This is a genomic window from Chromobacterium sp. ATCC 53434, assembly GCF_002848345.1.
In the GTDB taxonomy this organism is placed as follows: domain Bacteria; phylum Pseudomonadota; class Gammaproteobacteria; order Burkholderiales; family Chromobacteriaceae; genus Chromobacterium.
The window spans coordinates 1,531,797-1,547,843 of sequence record NZ_CP025429.1; the positions used below are offsets into that span (position 1 = coordinate 1,531,797).

Consider the following 16,047-nt stretch of genomic DNA (forward strand, 5'->3'; position numbering starts at 1 on the left):
CATCCAACAAGTAAAGCCATCCGTAGATGCAAACTGAAGTCAAAGAGAAGCCCCGCTACGCCATTGTGGCCTCGGTGCAGTTGCCGGAAGTCAGCGATGTCGAGTTCGAGGCCTCGCTCACCGAGCTGAGCGAGCTGGCCAAGACCCTGGGTTTCCAGGTGGTGCAGACCTTTGTGCAAAAGCGCAACAGCTTCGACCGCACCGCCTATATGGGCGTGGGCAAGCTGGAAGAAATCAGCATGTTCGTCAAACGCGGCATCCGCGGCGACGAGCTGGAAGACGACCCGCAGCAGATGGACGCCAGCGCCGTGGAAATCGACGCGTTGCTGGTGGACCACGAAATCTCGCCGTCGCAGGCGCGCAATCTGGAGCTGGCCGTCGGCTGCGAGGTGATGGACCGCACCATGGTCATCCTGGAGATCTTCCATCGCAACGCCCGCTCGCGCGCGGCGCGCGCCCAGGTGGAAATCGCCCGTCTCGGCTATATGGCGCCGCGCCTGCGTGAGGCGGCCAAGCTGGCCGGCCCGCAAGGCCGGCAGCGCAGCGGCATGGGCGGCCGCGGCGCCGGCGAATCGCATACCGAGCTGGACCGTCGCAAGGTGCGCGACCGCATCGCCGAGCTGCAGCGCGAAATCGTCGCGATGGAGCTGGAGCGCAAGACGCAGCGCGCGCGCCGCCTGGAGCGGCAGGGCATGGGCCTGGGTGGGGTATCGCTGGTGGGCTACACCAACGCCGGCAAGTCCACGCTGATGCGCGCGCTGACCGGCAGCGAGGTGCTGGTGGCCAACAAATTGTTCGCCACGCTGGACACCACGGTGCGGGTGCTGTACCCGGAAAGCGTGCCGCGCGTGCTGGTCAGCGACACCGTAGGCTTCATCAAGAACCTGCCCCACGGCCTGGTGGCCTCGTTCAAGTCCACGCTGGAAGAGGCGCTGGACGCCTCGTTGCTGCTGCATGCCATCGATGCCAGCGATCCGGGTTTCCTGCGCCAGCTGGAAGTGACCGACGAGGTGCTGAAGGAAATCGGCGCCGACGAGCTGCCGCGCATTCGCGTGTTCAACAAGATCGACCATGTCGGCGACGAAGCCGCGCAGGCCGTCTGGACGGCGGAATTACAACAACGCTACCCGGGCTGCGTGGTGATGAGCGCGCTTCGGCCGGATGATGTGTCCAGCCTGCACGCGGCCATCGTCTCTTTCTTCCAGCAGGATCTGGTGGAGGACGAGCTGCTGCTGCCGTGGTCGGCGCAACAGCTGCGCGGCGAAATCTACAGCCACTGCCAGGTGTTGGAAGAGCATGCCGACGAAGAAGGCAGCCGCTTCCGCGTCCGCGGCGAACCGGAAAAGCTGCGCAGCCTGCGCGAGCAGCTCAATCCCGGCTCGCAGGGCAGGGAGAAGGAGTACTGGGAGGTTTGACGACCCCCGACGCCTGTCGTAGAGCGGCAGCGCGTGTAAAAAGCCTTCCCGATTCGGGAAGGCTTTTTTTATTTTCCGGTAGTGTTTGGTCAAAATCGGGTCCATGGTGTTTTGCCATCCGGGTTATGAAATAATTTGGGACGATTCTTAATTTAATTGCAAAGGCGGATCTGTTGGCTTTATTCATTAAAGGAAATAATGACATAAGCCAATTTTGGAGGCAGTTTGATCATGGAGTCTGGATGAACATGTAAGAGCCAATTTTTACTGTCTCGGTAAAGCGATGGCTCTTGTGCGATCAGGAAATTCAAGGTCTCTCGCGCTTTGAGGAGGTTTGGCAGTAAGCGCAATATTCGGAGCATTATAATTAATTCTAGAGATTGGGTAATTGGTAGTGGTTGTATGTCTGGTCAGTCATTGATGGTTTTGCAACAAATGCCATCAATGTTGAATGATGAATTTTGACCGGTAAGTCATTTTATTAAAGGATGTGAGCATTCACATCTTGCTCGTGGTGTGTTTTATGAAAACCGCCATACCGACTGGGGCCGTAAACAGCCAACAAGACCATGGTCTGTTAGGTTTGGTGCTGTTGGCCCAGTTTCACGGCATCGCCGCGGATCCCGAGCAACTCTCCCACCAGTTTGGCTATTCCGCCGCATCGTTTTCCGAAACCGATCTCCTCCTCGCCGCCAGGCAGCTGGAACTGAAGGCCAGAATCGTCCTCCAGCCGCTGGATCGCCTCGGTCTGATGGCGCTGCCGGCGCTGGCATTGGCATCGAACGGCGAACACTTCATCGTCGCCCGCTGCGATGGCGACAAGGTCTTGATCCACGATCTGAAACAGGGCCGGCCGATGGTGCTGAGCCTGGACGAGTTGGCGGCGCGCTACGACGGCCGGCTGTTGGCGGTGGCTTCGCGCGCGTCGGCGGCCGGGGCGTTGGCCAAGTTCGATTTCACCTGGTTCGTGCCGGCCGTCGTCAAGTACCGCAAGCTGCTGCTGGAGGTGCTGGGCGTGTCCTTCGCGCTGCAGCTGTTCGCGCTGGTGACGCCGCTATTCTTCCAGGTGGTGATGGACAAGGTGCTGGTAAACCGCGCCTTCAACACGCTGGACGTGATCGCCGTCGGCCTGCTGGGCTTGTCGGTGTTCAACGTGATTCTGTCGGCGCTGCGCGGTCACGTGTTCGCCCACACCACCAGCCGCATCGACGTGGAGCTGGGCGCGAGGCTGTTCCGTCACCTGCTGGCGCTGCCGCTGGCCTATTACGAGGCGCGGCGGGTTGGCGACACGGTGGCGCGGGTGCGCGAGCTGGATATTAATCCGGCAGTAATAATCCGTACAGATTGTATACTTCCGGCATGGAAAAAATCGATGTGCGCAAGCTTGAACTGGCCGCCCGTGAGCAGCTGAGGCGTACCGCTATCCGGATGTACAAGCGAGGCCGGTCTCAAGCCAGTATTGCCGAAGAACTCGGGCTGCGCCGCCCCACCATTTCCGCCTGGGTGGTGCGTGAGGCAGCACTAGGTGCGCAGGGATTCAAAGAACAGAAGCGCGGTCGCGCCGAAGGCACCGGCCGTCGGCTGACCGAGGCGCAGGAAGCCCGGATCAAGCAGGACATCGTGGATCGCACGCCAGACCAGATGAAGCTGAGGTTTGCCCTGTGGAGTGCTCAGGCGGTCAAGGCTGTAATCAAGCAGATGTTTCTGATCGATCTGCCGATCCGTACTGTCCGTCTGTACTTGGCCCGCTGGGGCTTTACGCCGCAGCGCCCGCTCAAACGCGCTTATGAGCAGCGACCGGCAGCAGTCGAGAAATGGCTCAAGGAGGAATACCCGGCTATCGTCGCGCGTGCCAAAGCGGAAATGGCTGAAATCAGCTGGGGCGACGAATCGGCGGTGTCGAGTGTTGAGCACTTTCCGCGTGGCTACGCCCCAAAAGGCCAAACCCCAGTTCTGGTGTTATCCCAATCGAAAAGAGCGCGCATCAACTTGATTTCGGCCATTACCAACCAAGGCAAGATGCGCTTCATGCTGTACCGGGAGACCTTGACGGCCCGGGTGCTGATCAAGTTTCTGATGCGGCTGATCCGTGATGCTGGCGGCAAGAAGGTGTTCTTGATCCTCGACAACTTGCGCGTGCATCACAGCAAGCTGGTGCAAGCATGGTTGGAGGAGGAAGAGAACAAGAAGGCGATTGAGTTGTTCTTCCTGCCCAGCTACTCACCGGAACTGAACCCGGATGAATACTTGAACGGCGACCTGAAGGCCAGAATGAGCGCAGGTGAGCCGGTTCGATCAGACGGTCAACTTCAAGGGAAAGTGCTGTCCCATTTACGCTCATTGCAGAAGCAGCCGGCCAGAATCCGGTCGTACTTCCGGCATGAAAAAATCCGCTACGCGGCATGAGCTTTCTGTACGGTATTTGACTGCCGGATTAATAGCATCCGCAATTTCCTCACCGGCCAGGCGCTGACCACGGTGCTGGATCTGCTGTTCTCCTTCGTGTTCCTGGCGGTGATGTTCTATTACAGCGGCTGGCTGACGCTGATCGTGGTGATCTCGCTGCCGTGCTACGCCATCTGGTCGGCGCTGCTGACGCCGCTGCTGCGGCAGCGGCTGGACGAGAAGTTCGCCCGCGGCGCCGACAACCAGTCCTTCCTGGTCGAGGCGGTCGGCGGCATCGGCACCATCAAGGCGATGGCGGTGGAGCCGCAGATGACGCGGCGCTGGGACACCCAGCTGGCCGCCTATGTGGCCGCAGGCTTCCGCGTGACGCGGCTGGCCAATCTCGGCCAGAACGGCGTGCAGCTGATCCAGAAGCTGGTGACGGTGGCCACGCTGTGGCTGGGCGCCAAGCTGGCGATCGGCGGCGAGTTGTCGGTCGGCCAGCTGATCGCCTTCAATATGCTGGCCGGCCAGGTGGCGGCGCCTGTGGTGCGGCTGGCCCAGCTGTGGCAGGACTTCCAGCAAGTGGGCATCTCGGTGGAGCGGCTGGGCGACATCCTCAACACCCGCACCGAGCTGCCGGCCAGCCGCGCGGCGCTGCCGGCCATCCAGGGCAAAATCGAGTTCGACCAAGTGCGGTTCCGCTACCGTCCGGACGGCCCGGAGATCCTGCGCACGCTGAGCCTGGAGATTGGCGCCGGCGAGGTGGTGGGCATCGTTGGCCGCTCCGGTTCCGGCAAGAGCACGCTGAGCAAGCTGGTGCAGCGACTGTACGTGCCGGAAGCGGGACGGGTGCTGGTCGACGGCCACGACCTGGCGCTGGCCGATCCAGCCTGGCTCAGGCTCCAGATCGGCGTGGTGTTGCAGGAAAACCTGCTGTTCAACCGCAGCGTGCGCGAGAACATCGCGCTGTCCGACCCGGGCATGCCGCTGGAGGCGGTGATTCACGCCGCGCGGCAGGCCGGCGCCCACGACTTCATCATGGAGTTGGCCGAGGGCTACGACACCGTGGTTGGCGAGCATGGCGCCAGCCTGTCCGGCGGCCAGCGCCAGCGCCTCGCGATTGCCCGCGCGCTGGTCGGCAACCCGCGCATCCTGATCCTGGACGAGGCCACCAGCGCGCTGGACTACGAATCCGAGCGCGCGGTGATGCGCAATATGCGCGCCATCTGCCAGGGCCGCACCGTGTTGATCATCGCCCACCGGCTGTCCACCGTGCGCGGCGCCCATCGCATCATCGCGATGGACAAGGGCGTCATCGTCGAGGCCGGCAGCCATGCCGAGCTGCTGCAAAAAACGGGCGGCTACTACGCCCACCTCCACAGTCTGCAGCAAGGATAAGCCGCGATGAAACATCGGATCGAGGCATGGAACGCCTGCCTGCAACGCTACCGCCAGGCCTTCGCCGCGCACTGGGCCATCCGCCATCGGCTGGACCCCAAGCCGCGTCGCGAGGACGAGCTGGCCTTCCTGCCGGCCCACCTGGAATTGACCGACAGTCCGGTGTCGCCGCTGCCGCGTTGGAGCATGCGGGTCATCGTCGCGCTGTTCGGCTGCGCGCTGATGTGGGCGCTGATCGGCCAGCTGGACATCGTCGCCGTCGCCGGCGGCAAGACCGTCAGCGGCGGCCGCACCAAGATCATCCAGCCGCTGGAGCCGGGCGTGATCAAGGCCATCCACGTGCGCGACGGCCAGCAGGTCAGGGCCGGCCAGCTGTTGATCGAACTGGACGCCACCGCCGCCGGCGCCGACCAGCGCAAGGCCGGCGACGCGTGGGCCACCGCCCGGTTGGCCGCCGCCCGCTACCAGGCGCTGCTGACCGCGCTGGATGGCGGCAGGCTGCCGCAGCTGGAGACGCTGGAGGGGATCGATGAAGCCAGGCAACTGAGCGAGGAGACGCTGGCCGTCGGCCAGTGGCGCGCCTACCAGGCCAAGCGCGAGGCATTGCAGGCCACGTTGCGGCAGCGCGAGGCCGAACTGTCCACCACCCGCCAGCAGGTGATCAAACTGCAGGGCACGGTGCGGCTGGCGGAGGCGCGCGAGCACGACTACCAGGAATTGCTGGGCAAGAACTTCATCTCCAGGCACGCCTATCTGGACAAGCAACAGGCGCGCATCGAGCAGCAGGGTGATCTGGCCAGCCAGCAAAGCCGCATTCGGGAATTGGCCGCCGCCATCGCCAGCCAGCGCGAAGAGCTGCAAGCGTTGAGCGCCGACTTCCGCCGCGACGCGCTGGACAAGCTGCGCGAAGCGCGCGAACAGGCCACCCAGTCCGGCGAGGACGTGAAGAAGACTGACCGGCGCCAGGCCTTGACCCGGCTCGCCGCGCCGGTGTCCGGCAGCGTGCAGCAACTGGCCATCCACACTGTCGGCGGCGTGGTCACCGAGGCCCAGCCGCTGCTGGCGGTGGTGCCGGCCAACGAGACGTTGGAAGTGGAAGCGCAGATCGAGAACAAGGACATCGGCTTCGTCCGGCCGGGCCAGGTGGTGACGGTCAAGGTGGAAAGCTTCCCTTACACCCGCTACGGCTATCTGGACGGCGTGGTGGAAACGGTCAGCCACGACGCGCAGCAGGACGAGAAGCGCGGTCTGCTGTTCCCGGCGCGGATCCGGCTGAAGCAAAACCACCTGATGATAGACGGCGCCCGGGTCAATCTGAGCGCCGGCATGGCGGTCAGCGCCGAGATCAAGACTGGCCGGCGCCGGGTGATCGACTACTTCCTCAGTCCCTTGCAGGCACATGTCGGCGAAGGCCTGCGGGAGCGCTGAGATGAGAGTGCTGCTGATCCACCAGAACTTCCCCGGCCAGCTGTGCCACATCGCCAATGATCTGAAAGCCCGGCCTGGCGTCGAGCTGCTGGCGGTGGGGCGCGATACCGCGCCGGGCCTGCCGGGGGTAAGGCTGTTGCGCTATCGGCCACATCGCGGCCCGCATCCGACCACGCATCCGTATCTGATCAGCTACGAAGATGCGGTGCTGCACGGCCAGGCGGTACTGAGGGCGTTGCAGCCGCTGGCCGGCCGCGGCTACCGACCCGACGTGATCCTGGCGCATCCAGGCTGGGGAGAAACGCTGTTCCTGAAAGACCTGTTCCCCGGCGCGCGGTTGATTCACTACTGCGAATACTTCTACCACGGCCGCGGCGCCGATGCCGACTTCGACCCGGAATTCCTGCTGAGCCTGGATGGCGCGGCGCGGTTGCGGGCGCGCAACGCGCTGCACCTGCTGAACCTGGAAAACGCCGACGCCGGCATCTGCCCGACCCATTGGCAGCACAGCCTGCATCCGGCGGCCTATCGCGACAAGCTGCATGTCGCGCATGAGGGCATCCGCACCGAACTGTTGGGCCCGGACCCGAAGGCCGCGTTGACGCTGCCGAATGGTCGCACTGTGAGGGCTGGGCAGAAGATCGTCACCTACGTCGCGCGCAATCTGGAGCCTTACCGTGGCTTCCACGTCTTGATGCGGGCGTTGCCCGCGCTGCTGCGGGCCGAGCCGGACTGCCAGGTGGTGATCGTCGGCGGAGATGGCGTCAGCTACGGCAATGCGCCGACGGATGCCGCCAACTGGCGGGAGAAATTGCTGTGCGAGAACCCGATGGACCTGAATCGGGTGCACTTCCTGGGCAAGGTGCCGTACGAGGTCTATCGCAAGGTGCTGCAGGTGTCGGCGGCGCACGTCTACCTGAGCTATCCCTTTGTGTTGTCGTGGAGCTTGCTGGAGGCGCTGGCCAGCGGCTGCCGGATCGTGGCGTCGGACACGGCGCCGGTTCGGGAGGTGATGCGCGATGGGGTAAATGGGCATCTGGTGAGTTTCTTTGATGGGGAGGCTTGGGTGGAGCGGGTCAGGGGCGCGTTGCGGGACGACCGCCTGGCTATGCGAAAGCAGGCAAGGCTGACGGCTGAGCGTTTCAGCGTGCTTGGCGCACAAGCGACGTATCGGAGCTTATTGGGTGTTCCGGAATTGGCGATGGTTGAGTAAGAGGCAGTGTTTGATTTTGTTATCAGAAATATGAGGCAGCGCGGAACGCTTTCCAGATTTGGCCAATGAAGGAGATTGAAGTGAAGAAAGCAATGATTGCAATGCTTTTGATGAGCGCAATGGTTCTTGGCCTCCTTATTTACTTTCGGCAGGGTGTGGTGGCCTGCGAGATGGTTGGCGATGCGAAGCAGGTTCGGAAGGTGGATGGAAGTACGAAGATGAATATTGAAAATATTGTAAAAAAATACATATCGATTGGCGCGAGGCAGGAGCAGGTGGAGCAATATTTGAAGGCGTGCAAGTTTGAGCTATACCCGCAGCCGATTTTGGCTGATAAGAAGCAAGAAATTATGGTGGCTCACATTGTGAGAGGCTCAGTAAATTTTTTGGGATTTCATGATGAGATTCGAATTGTTGTTGAATTTGAGAATGGTGCTGTGAGTGGCGTTGAGGGATGGGTATTTTATCATGCCCTGTGATTTTTTGGAGAGGTATTCGGGGCGCTTGAATATCGGAGCGGCTGTGTGGAGGCTGGTGATGCGACAGTGGTGATGAGTATGAGACGAAAGGAGGTGGGGAGTGAGGAAGGTGCTGACTGCGATGGTTTTGAGTGTTTTTCTTCTCTTTCATGGCTGTGGGGTGGATGACGGAATTATTGGCGATGTCAAGCAGCTGAGAAAGGTGAATAGGCGTGCCTATGTCGACATTTCGGATATAGCAAGAAGGCATATAGTGATTGGTGGAAGAAAAGAAGCTGTTGAAAAATACTTAACGGACCGTAACTTTAAACTATATTATTTGCCGATTTCAGCTAATGAAAAGCAATCTATTGGTGCCGTTTATATTGTTAGGAGTTCGATGAATATTATTGGGTTTCATGATGAGATTCGAGTCACTGTTAATTTTGAGAATGATGTGGTTAGCAGCGTCGATGGAAGATTAATTTACCGTACATCATGATTTTTAGGCGGACTAGCCGGAGGGTGATATGGAAAGGATAGAGGTAAGATATGTTTTGCTAGGTCTTGGCTACTACCACAAGTATATTGTATATACAGATTCGAGTGGCAGGCAGTATGCTGCGCGAGGGGGGCCTCCTGCAGATCATAATGGCAATCACGGTTCTGGTGATTTTTCAGAGGCGCAAAGCAGGTCGTCTGGATCACCTTATGGAAATATAGAAACAGTGGTTGGGATTTATCAAAAGGGTTTCGTTGATTATGATGAGTATGGGATAGATTCAAAGGAAATTGTCAAGGAGGGAAAGGATCTTTCATCTGATTGGCAGAAAATTAAAGATGCGATGCGGGATATCGGCAAGGAGGGCCATCAGTACCGGCCGTTGGATCAGAACTCGAATACGGCCGTAGACGAAGCATTGCGGCGCTCCGGCCTTCCAGAGCCGACAAATGACAATATCGGCGAGGATTGGGCGCCCGGTTCTGGAAACAATTTGCCCGGCGGGGCGGACGACGAGGCCGATGGCATCGTCTCATCCGCATGGAAAAATCTTTCAAAGTTGATACGTGCCAATGAGTTTCCTGATTTCAGCAAGCCGGCTCAGACTATCTCGCCCATCATCATCGATCTCGACGGAGATGGTGTGGAGACGGTTTCCCGTGCAGAGGGCGCTTATTTCGATTTGGATGGCAACCGGTTTGCCGAGAGAACAGGCTGGGTCGGGGCCGGTGATGCCTTGCTGGTGCTGGATCGCAATGGCAATGGCCTGATCGACGATGGCGGCGAGCTGTTTGGAAGCGAAACGCTGCTGGCCAGTGGAGAGAAGGCGGATAACGGCTTCGGCGCGCTGATAGAGCTGGACGGCAACCAGGATGGAAGGCTGGATAGCCGGGACGAGGCCTGGTCCAACTTGAAACTGTGGCAAGACAAGGATGGCGATGGCATCAGCCGCGCGGATGAGTTGAAAACACTATCCGAGTCCGGGCTGGTTTCGATCGATCTGCAGTATGCCGAGCAAGACAAGACCGATGATGCCGGCAATCAGCACAGGCAGGCGAGCCAGACGCAGTGGCAGGATGGCCGTAGCACGGACGCCGTTGACGTATGGTTTGCCGTGAATCGCGCGGATTCCAGAAATATGGACGCCAAAGCCTTGTCGGAGGATTTATTGAGATTGCCGACCGCGCGCGGGTTTGGCGAGCTGCCGGATCTGCGTCAGGCGATGCGGGATGACGAGACGTTGCGCGGCTTGGTTGAGCAATATGTCACGGCGGAAACGCCGGAGGCTGCTAAAGCCGCGCTGTTGCCGCTGATCTATCGATGGGCGGGTGTGGAGGGTATCGACCCAGGCAGCAGGGACCCCGGAAAAGGGTACGGGCATGTGATGGACGCGCGTCAGCTGGTGACCTTGGAGAAGCTGGTCGGAGAAGGATATGTCGGCATCTGGTGCTGGGGAGAGCGTGACGCCAACCCGCATGGCGTGGCGGCCCCGCTGTTGAAGGCCGAGTTTGACAAGTTTGCCGGTTATGTCGAAGCCCAATTGCTGGCGCAGACCGAGTTCAAGTCGGTGATGGACAAGACATCCATCCGATACGATACGGAGCGGAAAAAAATCTGCATGGATTGGTCGGCGGTGAATGCATTCATCGTGGAGCGGGCCGCTCAAGGGGAGTTGAGGCAATTGGATCGCTTCAACGAGATGCTCAATCATCTGGGAAATTACAACCGCTCCTTTCGGGATTCCTATCGGGAAAGTTTGACGGCACTGATGCCCAGTTTGTCCAACGAGGCGAAGGAAGTGCTGCAGTACAAGGTGCTGCTTGGCGATGGCGCTGATGACACGCTTGACGGTGGGGGAGGCGACGACAGGATTCTGGGCGTCGGCGGTAATGATGTTCTCAATGGCGGCGCTGGAAATGATTTCTTGGAGGGAGGGGATGGCGACGATGTGCTCAATGGCGGTTCGGGGGCCGATACTTTGCGCGGCGGCATCGGCAACGACGCGTTGCTGGCGGACTGGTGGGAGGGGGGCAATGTCTTTGAGGGAGGTGCCGGCGAGGACACGATGGTTGGCAGTCATGCCAAGGATGCGTATGTGTTCAATCCTGGCGATGGGCAGGACCTGATTACCGATAATGTGCGGCATTACCGGCACCATGCCGACTGGGATGCAAGCTTCCGTGATGAACTGGTGTTCGGCGCCGGCATCGGGCCGGAAGATGTCAAGGCTGGTCGAGACGGCAACGACATGCTGTTCCAGGTCGGCAGCGGCGGCGACAGTGTGCGTGTGCGGGACTGGTTCGTCGACAAGGCGTTCTGGATCGAGCGACTGATCTTTGCCGACGGCACCGAGTGGCGTGCGCAGAGCGTGACCAATCAGGCGCAGCGCCCTGGCGATGACGACGATGCGTACGCCGTGGTTTACGGCGCGGCCGGCACCGATGTGCATGGCTTGGCCGGCGATGACACGATGACGGGCAATCATTTGGCCGACTCCCTGCATGGCGACGCGGGGGAGGACCTGTTGAATGGCGGGGATGGGGGCGACAGTCTGTTTGGCGGCGTGGGAATGGATACCCTCAACGGCGGTGATGGCGACGACCTGCTGGACGGTGGGGATGACGACGATGTGCTGAATGCAGGTTCTGGCACCAATACCTTGCGAGGCGGCGCCGGGGACGATCAGTTGAACAACAACCGGGGCGGCCATCATAACACCTTCGAAGGCGGCGCCGGCAACGACACGCTCAACGGTAGCGTCGAGAAGGATCGCTACCTGTTCTCTCTGGGCGACGGCCAGGACTTGATCGTCGACAACTGCGGCGATTATCGCCACCATGGCGATGAGGATGAGAACTTCCGCGACGAGCTGGTGTTCGGCACGGGCATTCGTCCGGACGATGTCGAGACCGTTTGTGACGGCAATGACATGGTGTTTCGGGTCGGAGGCGGCGACAGCGTGAGGGTGAGGGACTGGTTCGCCGACAAGGCGTTCTGGATCGAAAGGGTGGCCTTCGCAGATGGGATTGAATGGGATGCGAAAACGCTGACGGAGCGGGTTTCCGCGTGCACCGATGGCGATGATGACTATGCGGCGACACCGGGCGATGTCGCGCGGGATGTGCATGGCTTGGATGGCGACGATACGCTGAGCGGCGGCGGCCTGGCCGACTCGCTGTATGGCGACGCGGGACAGGACGTGTTGAGTGGCGGCGACGGCAACGATAGTCTGTTCGGCGGCGCTGGCAAGGACACGCTCACTGGCGGCAACGGGGATGATCTGCTGGACGGTGGCGATGGCGACGACGTGCTGAACGCCGGTTCCGGCGTCAACACCTTGCGCGGCGGGGCCGGCGATGATGAGTTGAACAATAACTGGGGCGGGCATCACAACAGCTTCGAAGGCGGCACTGGCAACGACACCGTCAACGGCAGCGTCGAGATGGACCGCTACTTGTTCAATTTGGGCGATGGTCAGGACCTGATCGTCGACAACTGCGGCGACTATCGCAACCATGGTGATTGGGACGAGAACTTCCGCGACGAACTGGTGTTCGGCGCTGGCATCGGTCCGGAAGACGTCAAGGCCAGCCGAGACGGCAACGACATGCTGTTCCAGCTTGATAGCGGCGGCGACAGCGTGCGAGTGAGGGACTGGTTTGCCGACAAGGCATTCTGGATCGAACGGCTGATCTTCGCCGATGGCTCGGAGCGGGATGCGCAGCGCCTGACCGATCAGGTGCTGCGTCCGGGCGATGGCGACGATGCCTACGCCGTGGTTTCCGGTGCGGCGGGGCGCGATGTGTATGGCCAGGACGGCAATGACACATTGACGGGAGGACGTCTGGCTGATTCGCTGTACGGCGACGTGGGACTGGACCTGCTGCATGGCGGGGATGGCAATGACAGCCTGTTCGGCGGCGCGGGCAAGGACACGCTTAATGGCGACAACGGCGATGACCTGCTGGATGGCGGCGACGGCGACGACGTGCTGAACGCCGGCTCCGGCGTCAACACCTTGCGCGGCGGAGCCGGCGACGATGAGTTGAACAATAACTGGGGTGGTCACCACAATACCTTCGAAGGCGGCGCTGGCAACGACACCGCCAACGGCAGTGTCGAGAAAGACCGCTACCTGTTCAATCTGGGCGATGGCCAAGACCTGATCGTCGACAACTGCGGCGATTATCGCAGTCATGGCGACTGGGACGAGAATTTCCGCGACGAGCTGGTATTCGGCGCCGGGATCGGTTCGGAAGACGTCAGGGCGGGTCGAGACGGCGACGACATGTTGTTCCAGGTTGGCAACGATGGCGACAGCGTACGGGTGAAAAACTGGTTCGCCGACAAGGCGTTCTGGCTTGAGCGGGTTCGTTTCGCCGATGGCTCGGAGTGGGAGGCTCAGAGCCTGACAGATCAGACGCAGCGTCCTGGCGATGGCGACGATGCCTATGCCGTGGTTCGCGGCGCGGCGGGGCGCGACGTGCATGGTCAGAACGGCAATGACACATTGAACGGCAACGGGCTGGCCGACTCGCTGCACGGCGATGCGGGGCAGGATCTGTTGAATGGCTGGGACGGCGACGACAGCCTGTTCGGCGGCGCGGATGAGGACACGCTGAACGGCGGCAACGGCGATGACTTGCTGGACGGCGGGGATGGCGACGATGTGCTGAACGCAGGCTCCGGCGTCAACACGCTGCGCGGCGGGGCCGGCGACGACGAGTTGAACAACAACTGGGGCGGGCATCACAACACCTTTGAAGGCGGAACCGGCAACGACACCATCAACGGCAGCGTCGAGAAGGACCGCTATCTGTTCGCCCTGGGCGACGGCCAGGACCGGATCGTCGACAACTGCGGCGACTATCGCAACCATGGCGACTGGGACGAGAACTTCCGCGACGAGCTGCTGATGGAGGTTGACGCCGACCGGCTGTTCTTCCGTCAGTCTGATGATCATCTCGAGATCAGCGTCATCGGTACCGAAGACAAGGTGACGGTGGAAAACTGGTTCCTGGACAAGGCTTATCAGATTGAGTGGTTTAAAACTTCCGACGGAAAAACTCTGATGTCCAGCCAAGTGCAGTCGCTGGTCGATGCGATGGCGGGATTTTCTCCGTCAAGTAGCGCGTCGGAAACCATGCCGGCCGAGTTTGACGCCGTGCAGGAGACGATTGTGTCGTCGAGTTGGCAGTAGTCTCGGCTTTGGTGGCTGTTTTCTCTTTGAGATGGCGGATGCCCTGAAGGTTGGCCGCTATTGCGGCCCGCCTGGGTTTCTAATCGATGTTCCTGATGAATGTATGTGGTCAGAGATTTTCTGGAGCCACGGTCCAGTACAGATCGCAGCCAGGGATTCAGTTTTTGTTTGTGGCGTTTGAGCCATCACCTGGTAGTTGGCATGGGAATGGTCTGAAAATTCATTTATTACTGAAATATTGGCAATTAACACATTGATAAGATGTTTGTTTGAGTTGAAAATGCTCAAAATATTCATTCATCAGTATGTTGATACATTTTGCACACCTTTTCTGTATATCGCGCGGCCTGCTTGCTGGCAGGATGCAGCTTTTCCATTTCAGTCTCCGCCGTTCCATTCGACGCGTCTCTGGCTGATCAGGAATTGCTTCGTCAGCAGGAGCGTGACCGGCTTCGGCAAGAGCAACAGCAGGCGGCCCCTGATGTCCGTCTGCCGCGCGATGTGTCTGTCCTTCCTGATTACCCTTCCGATGAGCGGCCTTGCTTTCCGATCCGACAATTGGTTTTGGAAGGTGAGTTGTCCGCCAGATTTCAGTGGGCGCTGGAAGCCGCGCAAAACGCCAAGCAGCGCTGCCTTGGGGCGAAGGGCGTCAATCTGGTCATGCAAAAGGTGCAGAACAGCCTGATCAGCCGGGGTTTTGTCACTTCCAGAGTATTTGTGCGGCCGCAAGATCTCGCATCCGGCACCCTGACCTTGACCATGGTTCCGGGGCGCATTCATTCGATCCGCTTCGCGGATCCGGTGCCTGCGCGCGCGCGCTGGTTCAATGCGATGCCGGCGCGACCTGGGGATGTGTTGAATCTGCGCGATATTGAGCAGGCGCTGGAGAACTTCAAGCGCGTGCCTGCGTTGGATGCCGATATTCAGATCGAGCCCGCGACGGAGGAGGGACAAAGCGATCTGGTGATCGCCTGGAAGGAAAGCAGGCCGGTGCGTTTGGGATTGAGCCTGGACGATGGCGGTTCCAAGGCCACTGGCCGGTATCAGGGAAATGTTTCGGTTTCCCTCGACAATTTACTGACGCTGGACGATCTATTCAGCCTGAGCCTGGGCAAGGATCTGTTCCAGGATCAGCCGCTGGGCTCCCGCAGCCGGGCCGTCAATTACTCCATTCCCTTCGGCTACTGGCAGTTGGGCGGCGCCTATAGCCACTACCGTTATTTTCAGCAGATCGCCGGCGCTAATGAAACCTATATCTATCGCGGTGATAGCGAGAACAGCCAGCTGTTTCTGTCGCGGGTGTTGTATCGCGACAATGCGCATAAGACCACCCTGAGCTTGCGGGGCTATCAGCGCAAATCGCGCAATTTTGTCGACGACACTGAAATCCAGATCCAGCACCGCCAGACGGCGGGTTGGGAGCTGGGTTTAAACCATCGGGCCTATCTTGGCCGCAATACGCTGGATGCCAGCCTCACCTGGCGGCATGGCACCGGCGCGCTCGGCGCATTGCCCGCCCCGGAAGAAGCCTCGGGAGACGGGAGTTCCCGGCCAAGCATTGTGCTGTCGGATATCAACCTGACCGTGCCATTCAAGCTGGGCAGCCAGAACGGCCGCTACAGCGCGCTGGTGCGTGGTCAGTGGAGCAAGGGACCGCTCGCCGCCCAGGATCGATTCGCGATTGGTGGACGCTATACCGTGCGGGGGTTCGACGGGGAGCTGAGCTTGTCGAGCGAGCGCGGTTGGTTGTGGCGCAATGAGTTGGCTTGGGCGCTGGGACACAGCGGCCAGGAAGGGTATCTGGGCCTGGATGCCGGCCGCGTTTACGGTCAAGGCGCAACTTATCTGCGAGGACGGCAACTGGCCGGGTGCGCGCTGGGTTTGCGGGGCGTCCTGATGCAGAACGTTTCCTATGAGCTGTTCACCGGCTGGCCGATTGTGAAACCCGCCGGTTTTGACACCGCCGCCGCCACGGCGGGCTTCAATCTGAATCTCCAGTTTTGATCTTTGAGAATCCGAGACCGACGGGGCGGATTGGCTCCGTC

General features: G+C 60.4%; 9 protein-coding genes and 1 pseudogene. All 10 read left to right on the forward strand.

The window, feature by feature from the left end:
* Window positions 1-26 precede the first annotated feature (26 nt).
* Window positions 27-1,415: a GTPase HflX gene (gene hflX, locus CXB49_RS07290; protein WP_101707776.1), complete on the forward strand. Its 1,389-nt coding sequence runs from the start codon at window positions 27-29 to the stop codon at window positions 1,413-1,415.
* Between the two features lie 523 nt (window positions 1,416-1,938).
* A pseudogene (locus CXB49_RS07295) lies at window positions 1,939-2,730 on the forward strand (ABC transporter transmembrane domain-containing protein); the annotation flags it as partial.
* Window positions 2,731-2,774: 44 nt separating this feature from the next.
* Window positions 2,775-3,821 carry an IS630 family transposase gene (locus tag CXB49_RS07300; protein ID WP_101706528.1) on the forward strand — a complete coding sequence of 349 codons (1,047 nt, stop codon included), beginning with the start codon at window positions 2,775-2,777 and terminating at the stop codon, window positions 3,819-3,821.
* Between the two features lie 27 nt (window positions 3,822-3,848).
* The gene (locus tag CXB49_RS07305) at window positions 3,849-5,201 is read left to right on the forward strand and encodes a type I secretion system permease/ATPase (protein WP_369826572.1); all 1,353 of its coding nucleotides are present in this window, start codon (window positions 3,849-3,851) and stop codon (window positions 5,199-5,201) included.
* A 6-nt stretch (window positions 5,202-5,207) separates the two neighbouring features.
* Complete coding sequence (locus CXB49_RS07310) at window positions 5,208-6,629, forward strand: HlyD family type I secretion periplasmic adaptor subunit (RefSeq protein ID WP_101707777.1); 1,422 nt, start codon at window positions 5,208-5,210, stop codon at window positions 6,627-6,629.
* A 1-nt stretch (window position 6,630) separates the two neighbouring features.
* The gene (locus CXB49_RS07315; RefSeq protein ID WP_101707778.1) at window positions 6,631-7,842 is read left to right on the forward strand and encodes a glycosyltransferase family 4 protein; all 1,212 of its coding nucleotides are present in this window, start codon (window positions 6,631-6,633) and stop codon (window positions 7,840-7,842) included.
* A gap of 80 nt (window positions 7,843-7,922) precedes the next feature.
* Window positions 7,923-8,321, forward strand: coding sequence for a hypothetical protein (locus CXB49_RS07320; RefSeq protein WP_158300658.1), 399 nt, complete (start codon window positions 7,923-7,925; stop codon window positions 8,319-8,321).
* Between the two features lie 100 nt (window positions 8,322-8,421).
* Window positions 8,422-8,802: a hypothetical protein gene (locus CXB49_RS23310; RefSeq protein WP_158300659.1), complete on the forward strand. Its 381-nt coding sequence runs from the start codon at window positions 8,422-8,424 to the stop codon at window positions 8,800-8,802.
* Between the two features lie 226 nt (window positions 8,803-9,028).
* Window positions 9,029-14,002, forward strand: coding sequence for a calcium-binding protein (locus CXB49_RS24085; protein ID WP_158300660.1), 4,974 nt, complete (start codon window positions 9,029-9,031; stop codon window positions 14,000-14,002).
* Window positions 14,003-14,320: 318 nt separating this feature from the next.
* Entirely contained in the window at window positions 14,321-16,006 is a 1,686-nt protein-coding gene (locus CXB49_RS07330; protein WP_199406797.1) for a ShlB/FhaC/HecB family hemolysin secretion/activation protein, read from the forward strand.
* Window positions 16,007-16,047: the final 41 nt, after the last annotated feature.